Annotated in this window: 15 protein-coding genes and 2 pseudogenes; 14 read left to right on the forward strand and 3 right to left on the reverse strand. The window is 38.1% G+C overall.

The features are described 5' to 3' along the window. Positions 1-2697: an ABC transporter permease gene (locus FLP15_RS08685; protein ID WP_142766791.1), complete on the forward strand. Its 2697-nt coding sequence runs from the start codon at positions 1-3 to the stop codon at positions 2695-2697. A 90-nt stretch (positions 2698-2787) separates the two neighbouring features. Here the strand turns inward: FLP15_RS08685 and gatD are convergent, their stop codons facing one another. Genes gatD through murT form a run of 3 tightly spaced genes read right to left on the reverse strand, consistent with a single transcriptional unit; the run spans position 2788 to position 5389 of the window. Next, a complete protein-coding gene (gene gatD, locus FLP15_RS08690) occupies positions 2788-3573 on the reverse strand; it encodes a lipid II isoglutaminyl synthase subunit GatD (protein ID WP_142766792.1) in 786 nt (261 codons plus the stop codon). After that, the gene (locus FLP15_RS08695) at positions 3570-4040 is read right to left on the reverse strand and encodes a DivIVA domain-containing protein (protein WP_142767480.1); all 471 of its coding nucleotides are present in this window, start codon (positions 4038-4040) and stop codon (positions 3570-3572) included. Before FLP15_RS08695 ends, gatD begins: the two co-directional genes overlap by 4 nt. Further along, positions 4040-5389, reverse strand: coding sequence for a lipid II isoglutaminyl synthase subunit MurT (murT, locus tag FLP15_RS08700; RefSeq protein ID WP_142766793.1), 1350 nt, complete (start codon positions 5387-5389; stop codon positions 4040-4042). Before murT ends, FLP15_RS08695 begins: the two co-directional genes overlap by 1 nt. A gap of 349 nt (positions 5390-5738) precedes the next feature. On the opposite strand from murT, the pseudogene mgtA reads away from it, so the two are divergent. The 13 genes and pseudogenes from mgtA (at position 5739) to pcrA (ending at position 25851) form a co-directional block, all read left to right on the forward strand. After that, positions 5739-8338: pseudogene (gene mgtA / locus FLP15_RS08705) on the forward strand (magnesium-translocating P-type ATPase). Positions 8339-8409: 71 nt separating this feature from the next. Beyond that, entirely contained in the window at positions 8410-9075 is a 666-nt protein-coding gene (locus FLP15_RS08710; RefSeq protein ID WP_142766794.1) for an acetolactate decarboxylase, read from the forward strand. A 269-nt stretch (positions 9076-9344) separates the two neighbouring features. Next, positions 9345-11168, forward strand: a complete 1824-nt coding sequence (gene lepA / locus FLP15_RS08715; RefSeq protein WP_142766795.1) for a translation elongation factor 4 — start codon at positions 9345-9347, stop codon at positions 11166-11168. A gap of 406 nt (positions 11169-11574) precedes the next feature. Beyond that, positions 11575-12210 (forward strand): SDR family oxidoreductase, encoded by a 636-nt coding sequence (locus FLP15_RS08720; RefSeq protein WP_142766796.1) that lies wholly within the window; start codon positions 11575-11577, stop codon positions 12208-12210. A gap of 146 nt (positions 12211-12356) precedes the next feature. After that, positions 12357-13379, forward strand: a complete 1023-nt coding sequence (gene argC, locus FLP15_RS08725) for an N-acetyl-gamma-glutamyl-phosphate reductase (RefSeq protein ID WP_142766797.1) — start codon at positions 12357-12359, stop codon at positions 13377-13379. Between the two features lie 14 nt (positions 13380-13393). After that, on the forward strand, positions 13394-14581 hold the full coding sequence (argJ, locus tag FLP15_RS08730; RefSeq protein ID WP_142767481.1) for a bifunctional glutamate N-acetyltransferase/amino-acid acetyltransferase ArgJ: 1188 nt from the start codon (positions 13394-13396) through the stop codon (positions 14579-14581). Positions 14582-14614: 33 nt separating this feature from the next. Then, positions 14615-15747 (forward strand): annotated as a pseudogene (locus FLP15_RS08735) (acetylornithine transaminase). Next, positions 15744-16595 carry an acetylglutamate kinase gene (gene argB, locus FLP15_RS08740; protein ID WP_142766798.1) on the forward strand — a complete coding sequence of 284 codons (852 nt, stop codon included), beginning with the start codon at positions 15744-15746 and terminating at the stop codon, positions 16593-16595. Before FLP15_RS08735 ends, argB begins: the two are co-directional and overlap by 4 nt. A 150-nt stretch (positions 16596-16745) precedes the next feature. After that, on the forward strand, positions 16746-17747 hold the full coding sequence (gene argF / locus FLP15_RS08745) for an ornithine carbamoyltransferase (RefSeq protein WP_142766799.1): 1002 nt from the start codon (positions 16746-16748) through the stop codon (positions 17745-17747). A 165-nt stretch (positions 17748-17912) separates the two neighbouring features. Further along, positions 17913-20441, forward strand: coding sequence for a DNA gyrase subunit A (gene gyrA, locus FLP15_RS08750; RefSeq protein WP_142766800.1), 2529 nt, complete (start codon positions 17913-17915; stop codon positions 20439-20441). Between the two features lie 761 nt (positions 20442-21202). Then, positions 21203-22285, forward strand: a complete 1083-nt coding sequence (locus FLP15_RS08755; RefSeq protein WP_142766801.1) for an FAD:protein FMN transferase — start codon at positions 21203-21205, stop codon at positions 22283-22285. A gap of 142 nt (positions 22286-22427) precedes the next feature. Beyond that, positions 22428-23174, forward strand: a complete 747-nt coding sequence (locus FLP15_RS08760; protein ID WP_142766802.1) for a class A sortase — start codon at positions 22428-22430, stop codon at positions 23172-23174. 391 nt (positions 23175-23565) lie between these two features. Beyond that, the gene (gene pcrA, locus FLP15_RS08765) at positions 23566-25851 is read left to right on the forward strand and encodes a DNA helicase PcrA (RefSeq protein WP_142766803.1); all 2286 of its coding nucleotides are present in this window, start codon (positions 23566-23568) and stop codon (positions 25849-25851) included. Positions 25852-25853 lie beyond the last annotated feature (2 nt).

The raw sequence follows: 25853 nt of genomic DNA on the forward strand, positions 1-25853 counted from the left end.
ATGGCGAAAAAGACAATAAATAAGGATGTCAGACGTTCTATTACTGGTTCTTTGGGACGTTTTCTTTCTATTTTTTCTTTGATGGTGCTGGGTGTTTTTGCATTTGTGGGATTGAAAGTTTCAGGACCGAATATGCGTGCAACAGCAGAACACTTTTATACACAACATAGGTTGGCAGATTTGACAGTGACTTCAACTTTAGGATTAGATGATAGCGATCAAAAGTTGATCAAAGCAACTTCAGGTGTGAAGCAGGTAGAGTTTGGTTATTTTCGTGATGTGTTACTCAAAGGTACACATACAAGTTTGCGCTTATTTTCTCCTCCTCAAGATTTGTCAACCTATGCACTGCAGGCAGGGAGGATGCCAACACAGATGGGTGAGATTGCACTAGATTATCTTTATGAAGGACAGTTTCGCTTGGGTGACACCATTGATTTTACGGAAGAAAAATCAGATGGAAATTATATTTTGCGCCAACATTCATTTAAAATTGTTGGATTTGTTAAATCAAGTGAGTATGTAGATAAAAATGATTTTGGCCGGACAACAATTGGTACCGGACAACTCAATGGTTATGGGGTGGTTCCTAAAAATACTTTTGATTCTCCCGTCTATATGATTGCGAGGATGACGTTTACTCGAATGCAAGGCTTATCAATCTATGACGTGCGCTATAATGATTTGGCAAGTCATTATCAAACAAAAGTTGAAAATCAACTCAAAAATCAGCCTGAAAATCGTTTGAAAGCATTAAAAACTAAACCACAGCAACAGATTGATTCAGCAAAAATTGAGTTAAAGCAAAAAGAGCAACAGATTGCCCAGCAAAAATCACAGTTAGAGACACAACAGCAGCAACTCACAGCTGCCGAGGCCACAGGATTACCTGTGAGTCCTGAGATGCAAGCTGAAATTGATGATGGACAGCAGCAAATAAAACAAGCACAAGCAAAAATCACGACTGCTCAATCTGACTTGCAGACAAAACAAGAGGCGCTCAATCGTTTAGTTGCACCGGTCTATACTGTTAATAATCGTAAAGATGGGAATCCAGGTTATCAGAGCTTTCTTGATGATTCTACACGAATCGATACATTATCTAATGTTTTTCCAGTTGTGCTTTTTGCGATTGCACTCTTGGTGAGTTTGACGACAATGACTCGTTTTGTTGAGGAGGAACGAAGTAATCTTGGTTTACTCAAGGCTTTAGGCTATTCTAATCGACAAATTCATCAGAAATTTATCATTTATGGCTTAGTATCCAGTGGAAGTGGGGCAGTGGTTGGAACAATTTTGGGGCATACTTTTTTACCGATTGCGGTATTTAATGCTTACACTGCCTCGTCAACATTCTCTAATTTGCGGTTGACTTTTTCTGTTTTTTGGACAATCGTAGCATTTTTGATTGCGATTGCTTGTAGTGTGCTACCTGCATATTGGGTGGTTTATCAGGAGTTACGTGCGGCACCTGCTCAACTATTTTTGGCGAAAGCTCCGAAGGCAGGCTCACGGATTTTATTGGAAAAAATTGGTTTTATATGGCGGCGGATGAGTTTCACTTATAAAGTAACTGCTCGTAATCTATTTCGCTATAAAAAACGGATGCTGATGACAATTTTCGGAGTGGCAGGTTGTACGGCACTGCTTGTGATGGGATTTGGGATTCGTGATTCGATTTCGGGTCTTGCGAGTCGGCAATTTGGTGACATTTTGCACTATGACATGATTGCAGTAGAGCAGGAGAAGATGTCAAACAGCGAGCGTGATGAATTAGATAAAAAATTGAATTCGGACACGATTGCTTCACATTTGTCGGTGCATTTTGAACAATTGACTAAAAAGACGGATGATAACGAAACACAACAAATTAGTATGATTGTGCCAAATCAAACGAATCATTTTTCACAATATGTTACTTTAAGAAATCGCATTTCACAAAAAAAGTTACCCTTAACAGATTCAGGCGCGATTATTTCCGAAAAGCTTTCTGATTTGCTGAATGCTAAAGTAGGTGATTATTTCACAGTTGAAAATGCTGACCATAAACAGTTTAAAATTCGCATTTCTGGCATTACTGAGATGTATATGGGACATTATCTGTTCATGAGTCCAATAGAATACCAGCACGTTTTTGGTAAGAGCTTTGCAGCAAATGCTCAATTGATTAAACTTACAGATTCTAAAGAGAGTAACGTTCGGGAGCAGTCAGCTAAGTTGATGAGTTTACCTGCTGTGGCAGCTATTTCACAGAATATTGATATGCGCAATACAATTGATGCGTTTATGCAAGGAATGAATAGTGTCATGTTCGTCTTGATTATATGTGCGATTTTACTTGCGGTGGTAGTGATTTATAATCTGACAAACATCAATGTTTCTGAGCGAATTCGTGAGCTTTCAACGATTAAAGTCCTTGGATTTTATGACCGAGAAGTGACAATGTATATTTATCGTGAAACGATTTTATTGAGTTTCATTGGTATATTTTGTGGTTTTGGATTGGGTGCTTTCTTCCATCGATTTATTATTGAGCAGGTCGCTCCTGATTTAGTCATGTTCAATCCAGCATTATTGTGGACAAATTTACTCTTGTCTGCAACGATTACGATGGCAACAACGCTTGCTCTGAGTCTATTTGTTCATTTTAAATTAAAACGTGTAGATATGTTGGGTGCTTTGAAATCAATTGATTGAAAATAAGATAAAAAAATTACTGACAGCACTGTGTCAGTAATTTTTACTTTCTGTCAGTATGCTGACAGATTTTTTATCATCAGAATCAATCTATTTTTCGGATTTGCGTTTAATATCAGTGATGTTTTGTCCTTTTTCTTCATCTGACAAAATTTCTTCAAAGCTTGGAAGTGAAATGGATTGACCATATTTTTGACGCAAAGCAGTAGTGACAAGTCTGTAAGCAAGTCGGCTATTTCTTGATAAGATAGGTCCATGAAAGTAAGTACCGAAGGTGTTTTTATAAATCAATCCTTCGGTATTATCATCTGGATTGTTGCCACCGCCATAGACAACACGCCCCAACGGTTTTTCATCTTCCGATAAATAAGTGATGCCAGAATGATTTTCAAAGCCATAATAGGTTTCGCCAAATTCGTCATTGTGTGTTTCAATATCACCGATAAAACGGTCAGTGCGCAGGTTTTCTGTGTAATGTCCAAGAATCCCAGTTCCTGCGATTTTATGACCTGAAGCGTTGACATAATATTGTCCGAGCATTTGATAGCCACCGCAGATGGCAAGCAGAGGTTTGTCAGCTTCAATATAGGATTTTAGAGGTTCTGTCAGTGCTGACAGACTTCCATCAGCGATAATTTCTTGCTCGTAATCTTGTCCACCACCCCAAAAAACGAGGTCGTAGCGCTCTTTATCGAAACTGTCGCCAAGGGACACAATCTCAAAGGTCATCTCGCAACCAAGCTTTTCGCCAACATACTTGAGCATGAGAATATTGCCATTATCGCCATAAGTATTCATTAAATCACCATAAAGATGGGCGATGGTCAATTCAAATTTTGGATGTTCAAGATTGGATTTTAGTGAAATATAAGTCATAAATTTCCTTTCAGTTTTTGAATCCATGCGTCAAGATAAAAGTCAACTTGATAAGTGTTATAGCCCCGGAACTGCTTGGTAAAATGAGCTTCATAAATTTCTTTTGGCGTATGTGTTTTCTGGATAAACTCATCAATTTCGCAAGGATTATAGCCTCGAAATACCACTTTGAAATCAGGATGAGCAAGGTCAACTTTTGCTAGAGATTCAAGACGTTTGCGCTCTTGCTCATCTGCGTGTTCAATGTTGTAGCGGTAAGCAGCGAGTTCTTGAAGATAGAACTTAACATCTTGTTTATCATAACCCATAGCGCTGCTTGAAAAACTCTTGTTCTTGATTTGTTCAGGAGGTAAGGGATTTTCAGCCAGCTGGCGTAAGAATAAATCGACTTCACCACGATTATAGCCAAGTGCAGATTTTATGAAATGCTTTTTATTGGGATATTCGTACTCGTCAATTTTTTTCATTACTTCATTTCTCCGTCAATCAGATGTTCTTTTGAAAGAAGTTCACGCATAGCAAGCATTGCTGTGTAAGTTGCAAGGATATAGACATGGCTGGTTTTGGCTGATTTTATGTCTCTCAAAACGCTGGCTAGATTGTCACGTTCAGAAATCTTGTCGGCATCAAAACCAGTGACGCGCATCCGACGTGCCATTTCGCTTGCTCTAGCACCACCTGTAACAATCTGGTCAATTTCCATTTCTCGGAGTAATTCAAAATTAGCATCCCAAATCCAACTCGTGTCAATTCCGTCAGCATAATTTGCATTCAAAAGGCTGATTAAGGTAAAGGGATAGTTTGCCAATTTCATCATTTCTAAGGCTTGATTGGCACCAACGGGGTTTTTAATCAATACGATTGTGACTTTTTTGCCATCAATTTCAAGTGTTTCCTGACGACCAAAGACAGCTTTTGACTCATTGAAACCAGCAGCGATTTTTTCTGCAGGAACATCAAAATATTCGGCAACAGAAACTGCAGCTAGTGCATTGTAAATATTGTAAAGCCCGCCGACATTGATTTTATAAGAATTTCCGTCAATGACAAAACGTGATGAAGTATTTGTGATTTCTGTCAGTTCTGACAGCTTATAGTCAAGTGATGGGCGAGCGAATCCGCAATTTACACAGATATAATTTCCAAGATTAGCATAAGTATTCATTTTGTAAGCAAGAATGTGATGACATCTAGGACAAACAATTCCCTCGGTATTGTAGTGAGCGTGAGTTGGAGTGTGTTCCTCATGGTCGAAACCGTAATATTTGACTTTGTTCACCAATTTTTTAGAATTAAATAATGGACTATCGCCATTGAGCAGAACTGTCGCAGTAGGTAAGTTCTCAGCTCCTTTTACAATGAAATCATAAGTCGTATAAATTTCACCATAACGATCCATTTGGTCACGAAAAATATTGGTAAATACAAAAAGTGAGGGTTTGATATACTCTGTAATTTTTGGCAGACTTGCTTCGTCAATCTCTAATACTGCAAATTTTTTCTGAGGATTCCTTGTTTTTGGTGCTTTCAAAAAAGTCGAGACGATTCCAGTAATCATATTGGCACCAGAAGGATTAGTCACGACAGGGCCAAAAGCCTTCTCCAAAATCCCTACCGTCAGAGCTGTTGTCAGTGTCTTACCGTTGGTTCCAGTAATGACAATAATTTCATAATTTTTTGTCATTACTGACAGAATATTTGGATCAATTTTTAACGCAAGTTTGCCGGGTAAAGTTGAGCCACGTCTAAAAAATTTCTCCAAGACAAAAGCTGATGATTTCCCAACAAAACTCGCAAATGAAGTTTTTATAGTCATATGCAATATTCTACCATATAATCTTATTTTTTGGCAAAAATCATTTTCCATACAACCAAAGGAAAGTCAATCTAGTGAAATTAGGAGAATACAGTAAAGTATAGTACAATAAAAATAGGAATTTTACAGCATAAAATACAGTCAAGACACATTCATTAACCTAGCTATACCCCTAGAATAATCAATGAAACAATCAGTTCATTTGAAACAGTAAAATGTAAAAGGGTATGCGAATTCAAACTATAACTGCTAAAGTGAGGAGTTGGACAGAAATTGGGAACGAGTGTCGCCTTATCTCTGATCTAAGTGAGAAAGAGGTTTTGATAAAAATTTAGGTGGATTATATATCATGCAAAAAATGAAAAACACAACAAAAAACGATGAACTAAAGCAGCTCGCACAGTTTGAGCGTGAAAAACTATTTGCTCAACTCGGAACAAGTTTTACAGGTTTAGATACGGATATAGCTCAGGAACGTTTGGACGAATATGGTTACAATATTGTGGCGACAGCACAGGAGACTCCGTGGTATATTATTATTTGGCATGCGATTCGTAACCCATTTATTTTTGTTCTGGCTTTTTTAGCTCTTGTATCTTTTGTTACAGGTGATGCGCAAGCTGGTTTTTATATGTGCCTGATGATTACACTCTCTGCGGTGGTTAGCTTTACACAGGAGTTCAAATCTCAAAAAGCTTCGATTGCGCTACGAGAAATGATTGAAAATACGACGAATGTTAAGCGAGATGGTGAACACCGAGAAATCCCGATGGATGAAGTAGTTCCAGGAGATATTATTAAATTGCGCACAGGAGATATGATTCCTGCTGATTCAATTCTATTATCAAGTAAAGACTTGTTTATCAATCAGGCGTCATTGACCGGTGAGTCGTTTCCTGTTGAGAAAAAACTTCCAGAAGAACTTGACGAAGATGAGCAAGTGGAATGGAAAAATATTTCCTCTTTAGATGCGCCCAATATTCTCTTTATGGGGACGGATGTCCTATCGGGTACAGGAGAGATTTTGATTGTCAAGACGGGTAGAACTACCATGTTTGGCGGTATTGCTCAAAAAGCAACAACGAATAAAACGACATCGGCTTTTCAAATGGGTCTAACACGTGTAAGTAAGTTATTGTTGATATTGGTTGCAATCATGTTTCCTATCGTTTTTGCGATAAACTGGTGGACGAAAGGCCAACCTCTGGATGCTTTCTTTTTTGCAGTAGCAGTGGCAGTCGGTTTAACACCAGAAATGTTGCCAATGATTGTAAATACAAATCTTGCCAAAGGAGCGGTCGCACTTTCTAAAGAAAAAGTGATTGTTAAAGAACTTGCAGCCATACAAAATCTTGGTGCAATGGATATTCTTTGTACGGATAAAACAGGGACAATCACTGAAGACCGTGTTGTTATGGTGGAACACGTCAATGCACAAGGTTTTAAAGCGGATGAGGTCTTGGACGCAGCATTCATCAATTCAGAGTACCAAACTGGATGGCAAAATTTGATGGATATTGCAGTCATTCAATATTTTAAAAAGAAAAAACATCAATTGCCTTACGAAAAAATTGTAAAAGTTGATGAGATTCCTTTTGATTTCTCAAGACGTTTGCTTTCAGTGGTGGTTGAAGTGGATGGTGTCAATCTTCAAGTAACAAAAGGTGCTGTTGAGGAAATGCAAGCTATTTGCACACACGTGCTGGAAAATGGTGTTCGTGTGCCGATTACAGAAGAAAAACTTGCTGAAATGAGGAAAGTTAACATCGAAATGAATATGAATGGTATGCGCGTCTTAACCGTTGCCGAACGTATTTTATCTGATGAAGAACTTGAAGATTTTGATAAAACAAGCGAACGTGATATGACTCTGATAGGTTTTGTGGGATTTCTTGACCCTGCGAAAAAATCAGCGGCCAAAGCAATTGAAAGCCTTCATGACTATGGTGTAACCGTTAAGGTGTTAACAGGAGATAATGCCATTGTTGCTCAGAAAGTTTGTGAAGATGTTGGAATTAATGCTAACCACTATTTGTTAGGAGCGGATATTGATCTTTTGAGTGATGAAGAATTGTTCAATCAGGCGCAAGATACTCATCTTTTTGCTAAGCTTAATCCTATGCAAAAAGCGCGGATTATTGAACTTTTGCGTAAAGTGCATACCGTTGGCTTTATGGGTGATGGGATTAATGATGCACCAAGTTTGCGTGCTGCAGATGTGGGAATTTCTGTTGATACAGCAGCAGATATCACAAAGGATGCAAGTACAATTATTCTTCTTGAAAAATCACTTCAAGTTTTGGAAACAGGGGTTGTTGAAGGGAGAAAAATTTTCTCAAACATGATGAAATACATTCGGATTACTCTTTCATCTAATTTTGGTAATGTTTTTTCTGTGCTTATTGCTTCGGCTTTTCTTCCTTTTTTGCCGATGCTGTCTATTCAACTTTTGACTTTAAATCTAATTTATGATATTTCACAACTTGTTATTCCGTGGGACAATGTAGATACTGAAGAGATTGCACAGCCTGTCAAATGGGGAACGCGGGGCTTGCTAAGTTCGCTTTGATTGTTGGACCTGTTTCGTCAATCTTTGATATTACGACATTTATCGTACTTTGGTTTGTCTTTAATTTTAGCACACTTTCTTATGCTCCATTCTTCCAAGCGGGTTGGTTTGCAGTGAGTTTGGGAACACAAGCCTTAGCTTTCCATGTTTTGCGGACACAGAAAATACCATTTATTCAAAGTTGCGCATCTCTTCCAGTTATCTTATCAACGCTAGGTGCTTTTGCAGCAGGCGCGCTGATTGTCTTTAGTCCTATTGGGAAAATTATTTCTATGAGCCATTTGCCAGAGTATTTTTGGATATGGTGGCTTGGGATTATTGTCTGTTATATTTTATTATTACAGCTTGTCAAAAAAATCTACTATAAAAAATTCGCTTGAGGTTAAAAATAAAGAAAATTTTTAAGACTTAATAATAATCGCTCATTCCATTTTTTTGATATAATATGCTCATGACAAACAGTAAAATATTTCAACATAATACATATAATACACTTTACGGCGGTTTTTATGAGGGGACCATCACGCTTGAAGAAGCATTGAAACATGGAAGTGCCGGAATTGGTACACTTGACACAGCAAATGGTGAAGTCACTATTTTGGACGGTGTGGCTTATCATGGATCTTCTGAAAATAAAGTCCGCATTGTAGAAAAAGATGAAACGCTTCCTTATGTTGCTGTTGTTGACCATCAACCGTTGACGAGTTTCACTGACGCTTCTTGCAGTAGCGCTTCTGAATTTCTGTCAGCACTGACAGAAAAATTACCAACAAAAAGTGCGGCTTACAGCATTGTTATTGCAGGTTTTTTTAAAACGATGACGATTAGTAGCAAGCCAGCAGGGAATACTGAACCTTATCTGGATATTCTTGCTAAACAGCCTCATTTTACAAGAGAAAATGCTTGCGGGACAATCGTTGGAATTTGGTCTCCGAAACATTTGGCAGACCTCTTTGGTGATGGTTTCCATTTGCATTTTATAAGTAGTGACAAGACTTTTAGCGCCCACGTTCAGGATTTTGTCATTGATAAAGTGACAGTGGAGTTTGGCAAAATCGATAGCATCCAACAAGTGTTTCCCGTAGATAATGAAAATTTTGAAAAACATCAGTTCTAACTTATCGTAATTGTTTTTGTCAGCATACTGACAGCATTTTTCACTTAATTCATCACTTATTTTAATCATGTATAACTGTCAGTACGCTGACAGAAGTAAAAGATGGTTTGAAGAAGCCGCGTCTCACAAAGAGAAGCGGTTTTTCAGTTGCTTTTATGGTATAATTAGCTTAATTAAACTTAGAGTGTTTAACTTTCAAACACTCTACAGAACTTTTGTAAGTTCAGCAAAGTATAAAAAATAATTCTTTGATTAGTATAGGAATAAATATGAACATCTCAGAAATGAACGCGCGTAAGGAAAAAATTCGTAATTTTAGTATTATTGCGCATATTGACCACGGAAAATCAACACTTGCCGACCGTATTCTTGAACAAACTGAAACAGTTTCAAAAAGGGAACTTCAAGCTCAAATGCTAGATTCAATGGATTTGGAGCGTGAGCGTGGAATTACGATTAAACTCAATGCTATTGAACTCAATTACACTGCAAAAGATGGCGAAACGTACATTTTCCATTTGATTGACACGCCGGGCCACGTTGACTTTACTTATGAAGTTTCTAGAAGCCTTGCAGCCTGTGAAGGAGCGATTCTCGTTGTGGATGCGGCACAAGGAATTGAAGCACAGACACTTGCCAACGTTTATCTGGCTCTGGATAATAATCTTGAAATTCTTCCTGTCATCAATAAAATTGACCTTCCTGCTGCTGACCCAGAAAGAGTGCGTCAAGAGATTGAAGACGTTATTGGGCTTGATGCCTCAGAAGCTGTACTTGCTTCTGCAAAATCAGGGATTGGTATTGAAGAAATTCTTGAGCAGATTGTTGAGAAAGTACCAGCACCCAGTGGTGAAGTAGATGCGCCTCTAAAAGCGCTGATTTTTGACTCCGTTTATGATGCTTATCGTGGTGTTATTTTACAAGTTCGTGTGGTTGATGGATCGGTTAAAGTTGGTGATCGTATTCAACTGATGAGCAATGGAAAAGAATTTGATGTGACAGAAGTTGGGATTTTCACACCAAAAGCAGTGAGTAGAGACTTTCTGATGGCGGGAGATGTTGGCTATATTGCAGCAAGTATCAAAACGGTTGCCGATACTCGAGTTGGTGATACAGTAACACTCGCAAACAATCCAGCAAAAGAAGCACTTGGTGGCTATAAGCAAATGAATCCAATGGTATTTGCAGGGATTTATCCGATTGAGTCTAATAAATTCAATGATTTGCGTGAAGCTTTAGAAAAACTTCAACTTAATGATGCCAGTCTTCAGTTTGAGCCAGAAACCTCGCAAGCGCTTGGATTTGGCTTTCGCTGTGGTTTTCTTGGACTTCTGCATATGGATGTCGTCCAAGAACGTTTAGAGCGTGAGTTTGGTATTGATTTGATTATGACAGCGCCATCTGTCGTGTACCATATCAATACAACTGATGGTGAATTACTTGAAGTTGCCAATCCTTCTGAATTTCCAGACCCAACACGAATTGAAAACATCGAAGAACCGTATGTTAAAGCGCAAATCATGGTACCCAATGAATTTGTAGGAAGTGTCATGGAGCTTGCTCAACGCAAACGTGGTGTTTTTGAGACAATGGATTACCTTGATGCCAATCGAGTTAATATCAGTTATCATATTCCATTAAGTGAGATTGTATTTGATTTCTTTGATAAATTAAAATCATCAACCAAAGGCTATGCAAGCTTTGACTATGAAATCAGTGACTATCGTGTGTCTAATCTGCAGAAAATGGATATTCTGCTGAATGGTGATAAAGTTGATGCACTAAGCTTTATTGTTCACAAAGAGTTTGCCTATGAGCGCGGTAAAATCATCGTTGAAAAGTTGAAAAAACTCATTCCGCGCCAACAGTTTGAAGTGCCTATTCAGGCTGCTATTGGTCAAAAAATTGTGGCACGGAGTGACATTAAAGCACTTCGTAAAAACGTCCTTGCTAAATGTTACGGTGGTGATATTTCGCGTAAGCGTAAACTACTTGAGAAGCAAAAAGCAGGTAAAAAACGAATGAAGTCAATTGGTTCGGTAGAAGTACCACAAGAAGCCTTCCTATCAGTACTTTCAATGGATGAAGAATAGATTATAGAATTTTTAAAAACCGCATCATGCGGTTTTTTTGCTAAAATGTAAAGATTAGACGAACTATAGATACCTGAAAAATATTGTGCGGTTTTGTGTTGATATATTAAATCTAAGTAAAACTTCAAATGAAGTTAAGACTAAATTCGAAGCTTGCTATTCCGACTAGGTGCTTTGCCATTTGCTCTTGCTGCTTTAGCAGCTAGCTTCGCATGACCATTGGCTGTAAGGCACTAAAGTGCCAACGCCAAATGGCAATCAAACGGACAGCGGAGCAACAAAGTTGCGTAGACCGTTCGTAGAACGGCGTGCGAAGCACGTAGCACCGTAACGAGCATCGACAACGTAGCCCAAAAGGTGGAGATAGCACGCACTTGCTTTGATAAAATATAGAAAAGAGAATGATATGAAAATATTTATTGCTGGCTCCACTGGTCGTGTGGGGTTGACTTTACTTGATAAAATGTCACAAACGGGACATCAGATATTTGCTGGTGCTCGTCAAAAAGATAAAGTGCCTACTATTCGAAATGTGACTCCTGTAAGCTTCGACTTGGATTGGACACCTGATCAAATGATTGAAGTCATAAAGGAAATGGATATTATCATTGATGTGGCGGGTTCATCTGGGGGAAGTTTACTTCAAGTAGATTTGTTTGGAGCGGTGAAATTGATGCAAGCTACAGAGAGCGCTGGGATTAAACGTTTTATTTTGTTAAGCACTATTTTTGCTTTGCAGCCTGAAAAATGGACAACACCAGGATTTATCGCGCTGAAAGATTATTATATCGCAAAGCATTTTGCAGATTTGTATTTGATTAATAATACAAGTTTAGATTATACAATTTTGCAGCCAGGTTATTTGACTGAAGAGAAAGAAAGCGGATTGATTGATATCAATGATGAGATTTCCGCTCCTAATACTATTGAAGATGTGGCGCAAACTCTGAAAGAACTCGTGAATACCAAACATTCAATCGGTAAAGTTATTACAATGCATAATGGAGCAACGCCAATTGCTGCCGCACTTAACACACTTTAATCTAATCTAAAAGATAGAAAGTTTTATAAATAAAGCATAAAAATACAGAAATATATTTATTTCTGTATTTTTTTACATTTAATTCTTGACAATTAAAATCAAGAGTAGTATCATGTATAAATATACAAAAAGAAGTGAGTAAATATATGAAAAAAATAGCAATAGTCGGTATTACTGGATATAGTGGATTAGAGTGTTTTAGATTGCTTTATTATCATCCAGAAGTAGAGGTTGCAAAGGTGTATGCGACTTCACACTGTGGTGAAAAATTAGCAGATGTTTTTCCTCAGTTTGATGGGTTGACAGATCTGGTTATTGAAAACTTTGATAGACAAGAAGTGACTGAACAATGCGATGCAATATTTTTTGCAACTTCTTCTGGAGTAAGTAAAGAACTGGCTTTATCTTTTATTGAACAAAATTTTCCTGTTATTGATTTATCTGGTGATTTTAGAATAAAAAATCCTGAAACATACAAAAAGTGGTATAAAAATGCAAGTGTAAATATAGAATATTTATTCAAGGTGCAGTATAATTTAGCTGATTTAGGGAAAGCTACGAAGCCTTATATTGCGAACCCTGGCTGCTATGCGACAGCTACGTTATTAGCTCTAGCACCTTTGGTACAGCAAAATTTGATTGAGTTGGACAGTATTATTGTGGATGCTAAATCAGGACTTTCAGGTGCTGGAAAAAGTTTGAGCGAAGCAAGTCATTTTGTAAACGTTTCAGACAATATGAGTATGTATAAAGTAAATATGCATCAGCATATTCCAGAGATTGCTCAACAATTAAAGGTTTGGAATTCTGATTTTCATGCTCTGCAATTTACGACGAGCTTAATCCCTGTGACACGAGGTATTTTTGTAAGCAGTTATGCAAAATTATCAACGGGAGTGAGATTTGAACAGGTTTGTGAAGCTTATAAAAAATGCTTTGCTAATAAAACTTTTGTCAGAATTCGACGACAAATGCCGCAATTGTCAGATGTAATAGGTACAAATTTTTGTGATATTGGTTTGGCTTATAATTCAGTGACAAATGTTTTGACGGTTGTTTCTGTGATTGATAATTTGATGAAAGGTGCTGCAGGGCAGGCAGTACAAAATTTCAATCAGTTATTTGGTTATGATGATTGTTTAGGGCTTAAGTTTATGCCACAAATCTAGAAAATGAGGATATGATGAAAGAAGTAGAAGGAACGATTGCGAGTCCAAAAGGATTTTCAGCGGATGCAGTACATGCACAGTTAAAATACAAGAATTTAGATTTAGGAATTATTTTGAGCGAGGTTCCCACTGCTATCGCAGGAGTCTTTACAACGAATAAAGTATGTGCGGCACCTGTGAAATTGAATCGAGAAATTATAAAAAATGGGAAAGCACAAGCAATTGTTTGTAACTCAGCAGTGGCTAATGCTGTAACAGGAGATGAGGGTTGGCAAAATGCATTAAAAACTCAAAAAATGATTGCCGATAAATTTAATTTGGTACAAGAGCAAGTTGCAGTTTGCTCAACTGGGGTTATCGGTGTCCAGTTACCTATGGAGAAAATGGCTACTGGAATATCAAAATTATCTAAAGTGGGCAATCCAGCGGGCTTTGCTCAGGCAATATTGACTACAGATACAAAAACAAAAACGATAAACTTGGAAGAAGAAATCGGTGGAAAAATTGTAAAAATGAGTGGAGTGTGTAAAGGTTCTGGTATGATTCATCCTAATATGGCGACCATGCTTGCTTTTATCACAACTGATGCAAAAATTGCACAGTCATTGCTTCAAAAAACTTTGTCAGTACTGACAGAAACAACTTTTAATCAAATTACAGTAGATGGAGATACTTCAACGAATGATACCGTTCTTATCTTGGCAAATGGTATGGCCGCCAATGAAGAAATCATAGAGGGCACCAAAGATTATCTTGTATTCAAACAAATGTTGGAAAAAGTTTGCCAAGTTCTTGCTCAAAAAATTGCTGCTGATGGTGAAGGAGCCACCAAACTTATTGAGGTAACGGTGAAAGGAGCATTTGATAATCTTTCTGCAAGATTAATTGCTAAAAAAATCGTTGGTTCAAGTCTAGTCAAAACAGCTATTTTTGGTGCAGATCCTAATTGGGGGAGGATTGTATCAAGCATTGGTCAAGCTGCTGACTTTGAAGTGGATGATATTGAGCTTAAAATTCAGGATGAGCTTGTACTTTATCATTCTACTCCTGTTCAGTTTGAAGCGGCGTTCCTTTCTGAAAAATTAAAAGAAAATATGATTTCAATTGTAGTTGATTTGAATTGTGGTACGGGCAATGGGCAGGCTTGGGGCTGTGATTTGACCTACAAATATGTCGAAATCAATGCATTATATACGAGCTAATTTCATAAAAAAGAATATTTTGAAGGTATTGTTATGACGGATTTATTAGAAAATTATGGTCGTTTTCCTTTCAGTCTAATTAAAGGCGAAGAGGTCTATTTATTTGATGAGAATGGGAAACGTTATTTGGATTTTACAAGTGGAATTGGTGTGATGAATATGGGTTATAGTTTTGAAGCAGGGAAATCTGCTGTAAAAACTCAGATTGACGCACTTTCTCACCTTTCAAATCTTTATCAAAATCCATTGCAGGAGAAAGTGGCTGAAAAATTAAGTCAAAATCATGAATATAAAGCATTTTTTTGTAATAGTGGAACCGAAGCAAATGAAGCGGCTTTAAAACTGACTCGTTTGATAAAAAGTGGACAAAAAGTTCTAGCGTTTAATCATGGTTTTCATGGTCGGACTTTTGGGGCGATGAGTGCAACGATGCAAGAAAAAATTCAATCTGGATTTTCGCCTTTGTTGCCTGATTTTGTATGTAGCGACTATAACGATGTAGAGGGTTTTCAGCAGGTACTTTCTAATCAGAATATTGGGGCGATAATTCTAGAAATGGTGCAGGGAGAAGGGGTGTGATACCTATTATCCCTGAGTTTGTCCAAGTGTTGAAAGAGGCACAAAAAGTGGGGATATTATTGATTATTGACGAGGTTCAGACAGGCATTGGGCGTACAGGAAAACTTTTCAGTTTTGAACATTTTGACTTGAAGCCTGATATTTTTACAGTTGCAAAAGCTTTGGCGAACGGTATTCCAACAGGGGCAATGCTCTGTAAAAATGAATACGCTGATTACTTTTCAAAAGGAAAACATGGTTCAACTTTTGGTGGAAATCCATTAGCGATGGCAAGCGCTAATGAAGTCTTGACTGCCATGACACCTGATTTTTTGTCAGAAGTTACTGATAAGTCGGAATTTTTCTTGTCAGTACTGACAGAAAAGTTGTCAGTAAAATCACAAGTAAAAGCGATTCGTTCAGTAGGTTTAATGCTTGGTATCCAACTGACAGATGGACAAAAAATTACAGAAATTTTAGGAATGCTTCGAGATGAGGGCTTGCTTGCACTTTCCGCAGGAGAGGATGTCATTCGCCTTTTACCTCCACTTATTATGAACAAAGCAGAATTGGTAAAAGGAGCGGAAATACTGGGGAAAGTGTTATGACAGATTCACAAACAATTGCAAAAATACTGACAGAAAGTTTAACTTATCTGCTTAAATATCGAAATCAAACAGTTGTCATCAAATATGGTGGGAATGCAATGACCAATGATAAAGTTAAAGAAAGTATTCTAAAGGATATTTTATTACTTAAAACAGTGGGAATCAAAGTAGTGCTTGTCCACGGTGGCGGTCCTGCAATTGCAGAGTTACTTGATAAATATCAGGTGGAAAGTCAATTTATCAAAGGGTTACGCTACACCGATGAGCAAACAGCTCACCTAGCTCTGACTGCTTTAGCTGGTGCAGTTAATAAAACACTTGTGCAAGATTTAATACAACTTGGTGGGAATGCTGTCGGAATTTCTGGCATTGATGGAAAGATGATTGAAGCTCAACAATTGTCGGATGAACTTGGCTATGTTGGTAAAATTACAAACATCAATCCAGCTTTGATTGAACAAATTGTCAGCACTGATGCCATTCCTGTCATTGCATCAGCAGGGATTGGTAGAGATGGGCAAATCTATAACATCAACGCAGACACTGCTGCAAGTCGAATTGCTGGCAGTTTGAAAGCTGAACAATTCATTGTGCTGAGTGATGTGCGAGGACTCTACGCTGACTATCCTGATGAAGAAAGTTTTATCGAAAAGATAGCACTGACAGAACTTTCAAAACTTGTCAGTAATGGGAAAATCACTGATGGCATGATTCCTAAAATTGAAGCTATCAAATATGCGATGGAAGAAGGACTTGGTCGAGCAGTTTTGTTGGATGGTCGAGTTCCTAATGCTCTGTTATTAGAATTATTTACTGACAAAGGGCAAGGCACACTGATAACATCCTGATACTGTTTCTCTTTCACAGCTGCCACGGGCAGTGAATAATCCGTCAGTTCATGCGTCCAAAGTAAGCAGTGAATCTGCAGATAGAGAACCTTATCAGCAAGGTTGATAAATCTGTCAGTATACTGACAGAATGATAAAAAAGGAGAAAAGATGTTTCAAGGAAGAAATTTTTTAAAAGAGATTGACTACAATAAAAATGAATTACTCTATTTGATTGATTTTGCTATTCATCTTAAAAAATTGAAAAAGCAACACATTCCGCATAAGTATTTACAAGATAAAAACATTGCACTTATTTTTGAAAAAACATCAACACGAACACGTGCTGCATTTACGACTGCTGCAGTTGACCTCGGTGCACATCCAGAGTTCCTCGGACCAAACGATATTCAATTGGGAAAGAAAGAATCAATCACTGATACTGCAAAGGTGCTTGGTTCAATGTTTGATGGCATTGAATTTCGAGGTTTTAAACAGAGTGATGTAGAAACGCTTGCAAAAGCATCTGGCGTTCCAGTTTGGAATGGTCTGACTGATGAATGGCATCCCACGCAAATGCTTGCTGATTTTATGACAATTAAAGAACATTTTGGAACACTAGATAAGCTCACTCTAGCTTATGTTGGTGATGGACGAAATAATGTCGCTAATTCGTTGCTTATGACAGCCGCGATATTGGGAGTAGATGTTACTATTGTTGCGCCAGAATCTTTGCAACCAACTCACGCGATTCAGCAACTTGCTCGTAAATATGCGATGAAGACCCAAAGTAAAATAACGATTCGTTCAGACATCAATGGAGTGGAAAATGCTGATATTATCTACACTGATGTCTGGGTCAGCATGGGTGAAGAAGCACAAACAGAAAATAGAATAAAATTATTGCGTCCGTATCAAATTAACAAAACACTTACAGATAAGATTCTTAACAAAAACTTTATCTTTATGCACTGTCTTCCAAGTTTTCATGACTTGAATACAGAGATAATGAAAGAAATAAAGTGGAAATATAACATTGATGAATTGGAAGTGACCGACGAAGTTTTTCAATCAAAAAATGCTGTAGTTTTTGAACAAGCCGAAAACCGTATGCATACTATTAAAGCCGTTATGGCGGCAACCCTTGGGAATTTATTTGTTCCTAAAATTTGAATTTTTTGCTTATATCTACCAACATGATTTCAGCTTTGAACTTCCTTGAGTAATATCGTTAAAAGTCAGCAAAATATTGGCTTTTTTGGTATAATTAAAACAAGTATGTTTACTAATGAACGAAAGTTCATGTTCGTGAATTTTAACTTGTGAAAGTGAGAATCAATGCAAGATAAAAATGTTGTAAATGTTAATCTAGCTGAGGAAATGAAGACCTCTTTTCGTGACTATGCCATGTCGGTTATTGTTGCGCGTGCGCTTCCAGATGTGCGTGATGGATTGAAACCAGTCCATCGTCGGATTTTGTACGGTATGAACGAGCTAGGTAACACACCAGATAAACCGCACAAAAAATCCGCACGTATCACAGGGGATGTTATGGGTAAATATCACCCACATGGTGATAGCTCAATTTATGAAGCGATGGTGCGCATGGCGCAATGGTGGTCTTATCGTCACATGCTGGTCGATGGGCATGGAAACTTTGGCTCAATGGACGGTGACGGTGCGGCGGCGCAACGTTATACAGAAGCACGGATGAGCAAAATTGCGCTTGAAATGCTTCGTGATATCAATAAAAATACAGTTGATTTCGTAGATAACTACGATGGTACAGAGCGTGAGCCAGAAGTTCTTCCCGCGCGTTTCCCCAATTTACTCGTAAACGGAACAACTGGGATTGCAGTTGGGATGGCGACTAATATTCCACCACACAACTTGGGTGAGACGATTGCCGCAGTTGACATGATTATGGAAAACCCTGATGCAACAACGGCAGATTTGATGCGTGTTATGCCTGGGCCAGACTTTCCTACCGGTGCTTTGGTTATGGGAAAAGCGGGAATTCGCAGAGCCTATGAAACTGGAAAAGGATCAATCACGCTACGTGCCAAAACACACATTGAAGAAATGCCGGGAGGGAAAGAACGTATCGTTGTTACTGAACTTCCTTACATGGTTAATAAAGCAAAATTGGTTGAACATATTGTTCGTTTAAACCATGAAAAACGGATTGAAGGTTTAACAGCTGTTCGAGATGAATCTAACCGCGAAGGAATTCGTGTCGTTATTGAGGTACGCCGAGATTTATCTGCTCATGTTATTTTAAATAATTTGTTTAAACTGACTTCACTACAGACATCATTTGGTTTCAATATGTTGGCAATTGAGAAAGGAATTCCAAAGATTCTTTCGCTCAAACAAATTTTGGTAGACTATATTGAACACCAGATTGAAGTAGTTGAACGTCGTACCGCCTTTGATAAGGCTCGTGCGGAAGCTCGCGCCCACATTTTGGAAGGTTTGCGAATTGCTTTAGACAATATTGACCGCATTATTTCGATCATCCGTGAATCACAGACAGATAGCATTGCTCAAAAAACAATGATGGATGAGTTCGCGCTTTCCGAAAAACAATCGCAAGCCATTCTTGATATGCGCCTGCGTCGTTTGACTGGTTTGGAACGTGATAAGATTGAGGCAGAATATCAAGATTTGGTTAGCTTGATTGCTGATTTAACAGATATTTTGGCAAAACCTGAGCGTGTTAAAAAAATTATTCGTGAAGAACTTGAAGAAGTTAAACGGAAATTTGCTGATACCAAAGAAGGCGCACGTCGTACAGAGCTTCTTGTTGGTGAAGTGTTGAATCTTGAAGATGAAGACTTAATTGAAGAAGAAGATGTTTTAATTACATTGTCCAATAAAGGATATATCAAACGTCTTGCAAGTGATGAATTCCGAGCGCAAAATCGTGGCGGCCGTGGTGTGCAAGGTATGGGAATGTCAGATGATGATTTTGTCCAACATTTAGTGTCAACTTCTACACATGACCACTTACTTTTCTTTACTAACCGTGGCCGTGTCTATCGGATGAAAGGTTATGAAATTCCAGAGTACGGACGTACTGCCAAAGGATTGCCGATTGTTAATCTATTGAAGTTAGATGATGGTGAACGTATTGCGACAGTGATTAATGTAGATAGAGAGCAAGCTGCAAAATATCTCTTCTTTACGACACGTAATGGTTTAGTCAAACGTACTTCAACAGAACAATTTGCCAATATTCGTACAAATGGTCTGAAAGCTTTGAATTTACGTGACGGCGATGAGCTGATTAATGTTTTGCGTACTTCAGGTGAAGACGAGGTGATTATTGGGACTCACAATGGTTATTCTGTTCGTTTTAAAGGAGCAGTTGTTCGTGACATGGGACGTAGTGCCACTGGTGTAAAAGGGGTTAATTTGCGCGATGGTGACTTCGTTGTAGGAACTTCAGTCATCAATAATGATGAAGAAGTGCTAGTTATCTCAGAAAATGGTCTCGGAAAACGTACCCGTGCTTCCGAATATCCAACAAAAGGTCGTGGCGGTAAAGGGATTAAGGTCATGAATGTGACAGAACGTACTGGTAAATTAGCAGGGCTTGCGGCGGTAAATGGTGATGAGGATATCATGGTCATTACTGATACTGGCGTTATCATTCGTACAAATGTTCAAAATATTTCTCAAACAGGTCGTAGCGCTCAAGGTGTGAAAGTGATGAGATTGGACGATGCGGCACATATTGTAACCTTTGCACTCGTAGAAGCTGAAAGTGAGGAAGAAGTCATTGACGAAACTTCTGTCAGTACGGATATAACTGTACCAGATCGTTCTGACAGTGTTGAAAATTCTGAACAACTTGAAGAATAAATTTATAAGACAAATTAGTATCTATCAGTAAGTGACTAAGCATAAAAGGGGTCTTGTCAGTACACTGACAGACTTTCCTACTGATAAAATGGTGCTGACAGCTTTTCTGTAAGTTTATCAAAACAAGTGCTGCTAATACTCCGACCTTTTAGGTCGGAGTATTAGCAGCACTAAGCTTTAAATTTCGTCCGACTGCCCTAGGGCGTTAGTGCTTTGCAACTCGACTTGGTGCTTCAGCACCGTAGCGAGCATGGATATCCGTGGTGTGGACAGCGCAGCGAAGCGGAGATAGCACTTAGGCTTCTGGGACAAGACCACTTCGCCTTGCGACTTTAGTTGATTGCGATTTGAACTTGCCACTTTATAGGATAGCCGTTTGCGCTTTAGCGCTTACGGATATGCTAGTTGTTACACCTAGTGGCTTAGTGAAATCGACAGCGGAGCAAAGCGGGAGATAGAGCGAATGGATAACGAAGCTTTGCTACGGTGTGACCTCATATCAAAGATGTTAAGCAGACTGTTGCAGCTTTAGCTGCGTACAGGTCGCTTAGTTGTTACAACCTAGAGGTTGTACCCTAAATTCAGTGATGAGTGAGTTGCCCTTTTATCAGTCGCATTGTTTAGCAGCTAAGCAAACGGACAGCGTAGCGAAGATAGCGGCCAGATAAAATGGACAAATGTTTTATGACACTCTCACTGAATAAGTCTTGACTTCATTTGCTGAGTTAAAAATTTCCGAAAGAAATGAAATATAGAGAAACATGAAAAAAATAACATTACTTTTTGTGGCTGGTTTGAGTCTGTTTGCTTTAGCTGCATGCTCTAGCAAAGATGCGACAAAAGATACACGTCACTTGTTGAAAACACCAATAAATAAAGACGTTACAACGATGGGTACTTTTGTTCAAGTGACTGTTTATGACAAAGGAAAAGAGCAGGCAGTCGCGAATGCACTCAAGATTCCTGTTGAATACAATAAGCTAACAACAGTAAATCAAGCAGGTTCTTTAGTTGATACGATTAATCAAAATGCAGGGATTAAACCAATCAAGGTTGATGCAGGCGTTTATAATTTGATTAAAGCGGGCTATAACTATTCTGCTAAAAATCTGGGTTACGATATTACCATTGGTCCACTGACTAGTCTTTGGAATATTGGAATGCCAAATGCGAGAAAGCCTTCCCAGTCTGAAATCGACCACGTTTTACCATTGATTAATTATAAATACATTGAGTTTGACAATAAAGCGCAAACGATTTACTTGACACAAAAAGGGGCAAAATTGGACTTGGGTTCGATTGTTAAAGGTTTTGTGGCGATGAAAATGGTAGATTTGCTCAAAAAAGAAGGAGTTACAACTGGGATTGTGAACCTCGGTTCAAGCTCGATTTATGTGATGGGACATTCACCAAGAGGAGTTGAAAGTCCCTGGAGCATTGGCATCAAAGACCCTAACGACCCTACGGCAAAACAAATGGGTATACTCTATGCCGCAAACCAGCACGTCAATACATCTGGGATTTATGAACGTTATCTGGAAGTAGATGGTCACAAATATAGTCATATTTTAAACCCTAAAACAGGCTATCCATTTGACAATGATATTGCAAGTATTACGCTTTTGATTTCAGGAAAAGATGAAACAAATGGCGATGGGCTTTCAACTTTGATTTATGCAATGGGAACCAAAAAAGGCTATGAATATATTGAAAAGCTAAAAAATGTGCAGGCGGTCTTTGTTGATAAAGACAACAAAGTTTACATTACACCAGGCTTAAAAGATAAATTCAAATTGACTGAAACAAAAACTTTTAAACTAGGAAATATCAATGATTTGAAGTAAAATCTTGCTTTATCAGCAAGATTTTTCTGCTAATTCTAATATGATGTGGTACGGTTTTTGACTTAAAGTTGAAAGCATGGTAAAATTAAAGTAAGATAAGAGTTAAATAAAATACATATTACTCATAGACAAAGGAGAAAAAATGAAACGACAAGAAAAGGGAAAAAAGAAAAAACGTCGTTGGATTGTTAATACCCTTATCGTTCTGCTCTTTTTAGTCGGCCTAGCATTAGTTTTTAATAAGCCTATTCGAAATATGCTGATTGCTATGAATAGCAATCGTTACCAACTTAATAATATTTCACGTGAAAAGATTAAGAAAAACCAAAAAGCAGATGTTAGCTTTGACTTTGATGCCGTTCGTTCAGTAGATTTTCAAGCCGTATTAGCGAATCAGTTTAATCGTCAACCTTTACCAGTTATTGGTGGGATTGCCATTCCAGATTTGGGAATTAATTTGCCTATTTTCCGCGGTGTCGGAAATACCTCTCTTCTATACGGCGCAGGGACAATGAAACCTGAACAAGTCATGGGACAAGGGAATTACACATTAGCAGGTCATAACATGACAGGATTTAGCTCAGATTTGTCAATTTTATTCACACCATTGACACATGCTAAGGACGGGATGACAATTTATATTACAGATAAGAATAATATTTATCAGTATAAAATTACTAAAATTAATGTCGTAACACCAGATCATGTCGAAGTGTTAAACGATACGCCTGGTAAAACAGAAATTACATTAGTCACTTGTGCGGATGTTGAAGCTACTCATCGTATCATTGTTCATGGTATATTTGAAAATAAAACACCATTCACAAAAGCTACAGATTCAATGGTTAGTGCTTTTTCAAAACGATACAATCAAATCCGAAACTTTTAAGTCTTCAAGTCATCAAAAAAACTCACTGAATTCAGTGAGTTTTTTAGCAACGGAAAATCTATAAGCGATTAATTGCGGAGTAGAACGTTCGTAGAACGGCGTGCGAAGCACGTAGCGAGTTGCGACTTCGACTAGGCACGTTCTGCCGTAGCGAAGCGGAGATAGTGCTGCTTATCCGCCGGTGGAGAATTGGCACACACTTGCTAAGTTAAACTCAATCCATTTGCTTTCCAAAAATATGCTATAATAGTAAGTGATTTTTACAAAGATGAATGAAAATAATCAACTTTATACTTATTGTCTTTTAAAGCATTATAATGTTAGTGTTTTAGGATAGTTAAATGTTTTAATATTGAACAGTTATTTTTATATTTTAAGGAAACGAGAAAAAATGAACCCATTACTTCAAGGAATGAATGATAAGCAGGCAGAAGCTGTGCAAACAACAGAAGGTCCTCTCTTAATTATGGCGGGTGCTGGTTCGGGTAAGACACGTGTTTTGACTCACCGCATTGCTTATTTAATTGATGAAAAAATGATTAATCCATGGAATATTCTCGCGATTACCTTTACCAATAAAGCAGCAAAGGAAATGCGTGAACGTGCACTTTCTTTGACACCTATGGCACAAGACACGTTGATTGCAACTTTTCACTCGATGTGTGTGCGTATTTTGAGACGTGACGCGGATCATATTGGTTACAATCGGAATTTCACCATTATAGATCCAGGTGAGCAAAAATCGTTGATGAAACGTATTTTGAAAGAAGCAAATTTAGATTCTAAAAAATGGGAACCTAAAGCACTTTTGGGTACAATTTCAAGTGCCAAGAATGATTTGCTTGATGCAGATGCCTATGAGGCGCAAGCTACTTCTCGCAATCCTTATGAAATGGTTGTTGCACGTGTTTATAAAATTTATCAAAATGAATTACGCAAAGCAGAGTCAATGGATTTTGATGATTTAATCATGCAAACTTTGCGATTGTTTGATCAAAATCCTGATGTTTTGGCTTATTATCAAGGAAAATTTCAATATATTCACGTGGATGAATATCAGGATACTAACCACGCACAGTATCAACTTGTAAAGCTTCTTGCCAGTCGTTTTAAGAACATTTGCGTGGTTGGAGACGCTGACCAATCCATCTATGGTTGGCGTGGTGCAGATATGCAAAATATTCTTGACTTTGAAAAAGATTATCCCAATGCGAAAGTAGTGCTGCTTGAAGAAAACTATCGTTCTACCAAGACGATTTTGCAGGCGGCGAACAATGTCATTAAAAATAATGTTAAGCGTCGTCCTAAAAAACTCTGGACTCAAAATGATGATGGTGAAAATATCATTTATTTCCGTGCAGGTAACGAACAAGAAGAAGCGAATAAGGTTTCAGAAGTTATCTCAGAAGGATTACGCTCAGGACGTAAGTATGCTGATTATGCAGTACTGTATCGAACGAACGCCCAGTCACGCACGATTGAAGATTCTTTTGTGAAATCAAATATCCCTTATACGATGGTCGCAGGAACAAAATTTTACTCACGTAAAGAAATTCGTGATGTCATTGCTTATCTAAATGTTGTTGCAAATCCTGCGGATAATATGAGTTTTGAGCGAATTATTAATGAACCTAAACGCGGGGTTGGACCAGGGACTTTGGACAAACTGCGTCATTTTGCTGACAGCCGTGGTGTGTCATTAGCCAATAGTTTACTTGATATTACGATTTCAGATATCAGAGGAAAAGCTGCTGGTGAAATTTACGACCTTGGTCTTGTATTTGATTTCTTACGAGCGCGTACAGAAAACTCAACAATTACAGAGTTGGTCGAAGAGATGTTAGAACGCACAGGCTATCTGAAAGCTTTGCAAATGATACCGAGCATTGAGAATCAGGCTCGTATTGAAAACATTGAAGAATTTCTTTCTGTGACTAAAGGATTTGATGAAAAATCAGAAGTTCCTTTGGATGAAGAAACGGGCGAACCTTTGATTGAAACAGGTTTGGATAAATTAAGTCGTTTTCTTAATGAAGTAAGTCTGCTATCTGAAACGGATGCCTATGAAGAAGATTCTGACCAAGTTACGATGATGACGTTGCACGCTGCAAAGGGACTTGAATTTCCTGTTGTCTTTCTGATTGGAATGGAAGAAAATATTTTTCCTCTTTCGCGTGCAAATGAAGATATGGATGAGCTTGAGGAAGAACGTCGTTTGGCTTATGTTGGGATTACCCGTGCAGAACAAACACTTTACTTAATGAATGCCAATCAGCGTGTGCTTTATGGTAAAACAAACTATAATCGTCCAAGTCGATTTATTTCAGAAATTGATGCAGAATTATTAGATTATACGGGGATTGCTCGCAAGGCAAATACCAGTTTTAATGCAAGTTATAAATCTGGTGGTTTCAGCTCAGGAACATCAATGTCAGACGCTTTGCATCAACGTAAAGCAATCATTAATCCTGCGGTAACTCATAATACAACGACTACCGCTCAGACAGCAACAGCAGATTGGAAAATTGGCGACACTGCAATCCACCGTAAGTGGGGTGAAGGTATGGTGCTAGGTGTAAGTGGTACAGGCAAAAATATGGAACTGAAAATCAATTTTCCAGAAGTTGGGATGAAACGTCTCCTTGCTGCGATGGCACCGATTGAGAAGAAAGCATAAAT

Origin of the sequence: Lactococcus protaetiae (assembly GCF_006965445.1) — a bacterium.
Classification (GTDB): Bacteria; Bacillota; Bacilli; order Lactobacillales; family Streptococcaceae; genus Lactococcus; species Lactococcus protaetiae.

What these genes read in the sequence shown, in the direction of transcription:
- argB (WP_142766798.1), top strand. Translation starts at nt 15,744, where the DNA reads ATGACAGATTCACAAACAATTGCAAAAATACTGACAGAAAGTTTAACT.
- FLP15_RS08755 (WP_142766801.1), top strand. Translation starts at nt 21,203, where the DNA reads ATGAAAAAAATAACATTACTTTTTGTGGCTGGTTTGAGTCTGTTTGCT.
- lepA (WP_142766795.1), top strand. Translation starts at nt 9,345, where the DNA reads ATGAACATCTCAGAAATGAACGCGCGTAAGGAAAAAATTCGTAATTTT.
- gyrA (WP_142766800.1), top strand. Translation starts at nt 17,913, where the DNA reads ATGCAAGATAAAAATGTTGTAAATGTTAATCTAGCTGAGGAAATGAAG.
- FLP15_RS08720 (WP_142766796.1), top strand. Translation starts at nt 11,575, where the DNA reads ATGAAAATATTTATTGCTGGCTCCACTGGTCGTGTGGGGTTGACTTTA.
- argJ (WP_142767481.1), top strand. Translation starts at nt 13,394, where the DNA reads ATGAAAGAAGTAGAAGGAACGATTGCGAGTCCAAAAGGATTTTCAGCG.
- FLP15_RS08760 (WP_142766802.1), top strand. Translation starts at nt 22,428, where the DNA reads ATGAAACGACAAGAAAAGGGAAAAAAGAAAAAACGTCGTTGGATTGTT.
- pcrA (WP_142766803.1), top strand. Translation starts at nt 23,566, where the DNA reads ATGAACCCATTACTTCAAGGAATGAATGATAAGCAGGCAGAAGCTGTG.
- argF (WP_142766799.1), top strand. Translation starts at nt 16,746, where the DNA reads ATGTTTCAAGGAAGAAATTTTTTAAAAGAGATTGACTACAATAAAAAT.
- gatD (WP_142766792.1), bottom strand. Translation starts at nt 3,573, where the DNA reads ATGACTTATATTTCACTAAAATCCAATCTTGAACATCCAAAATTTGAA.
- FLP15_RS08685 (WP_142766791.1), top strand. Translation starts at nt 1, where the DNA reads ATGGCGAAAAAGACAATAAATAAGGATGTCAGACGTTCTATTACTGGT.
- argC (WP_142766797.1), top strand. Translation starts at nt 12,357, where the DNA reads ATGAAAAAAATAGCAATAGTCGGTATTACTGGATATAGTGGATTAGAG.
- murT (WP_142766793.1), bottom strand. Translation starts at nt 5,389, where the DNA reads ATGACTATAAAAACTTCATTTGCGAGTTTTGTTGGGAAATCATCAGCT.
- FLP15_RS08710 (WP_142766794.1), top strand. Translation starts at nt 8,410, where the DNA reads ATGACAAACAGTAAAATATTTCAACATAATACATATAATACACTTTAC.
- FLP15_RS08695 (WP_142767480.1), bottom strand. Translation starts at nt 4,040, where the DNA reads ATGAAAAAAATTGACGAGTACGAATATCCCAATAAAAAGCATTTCATA.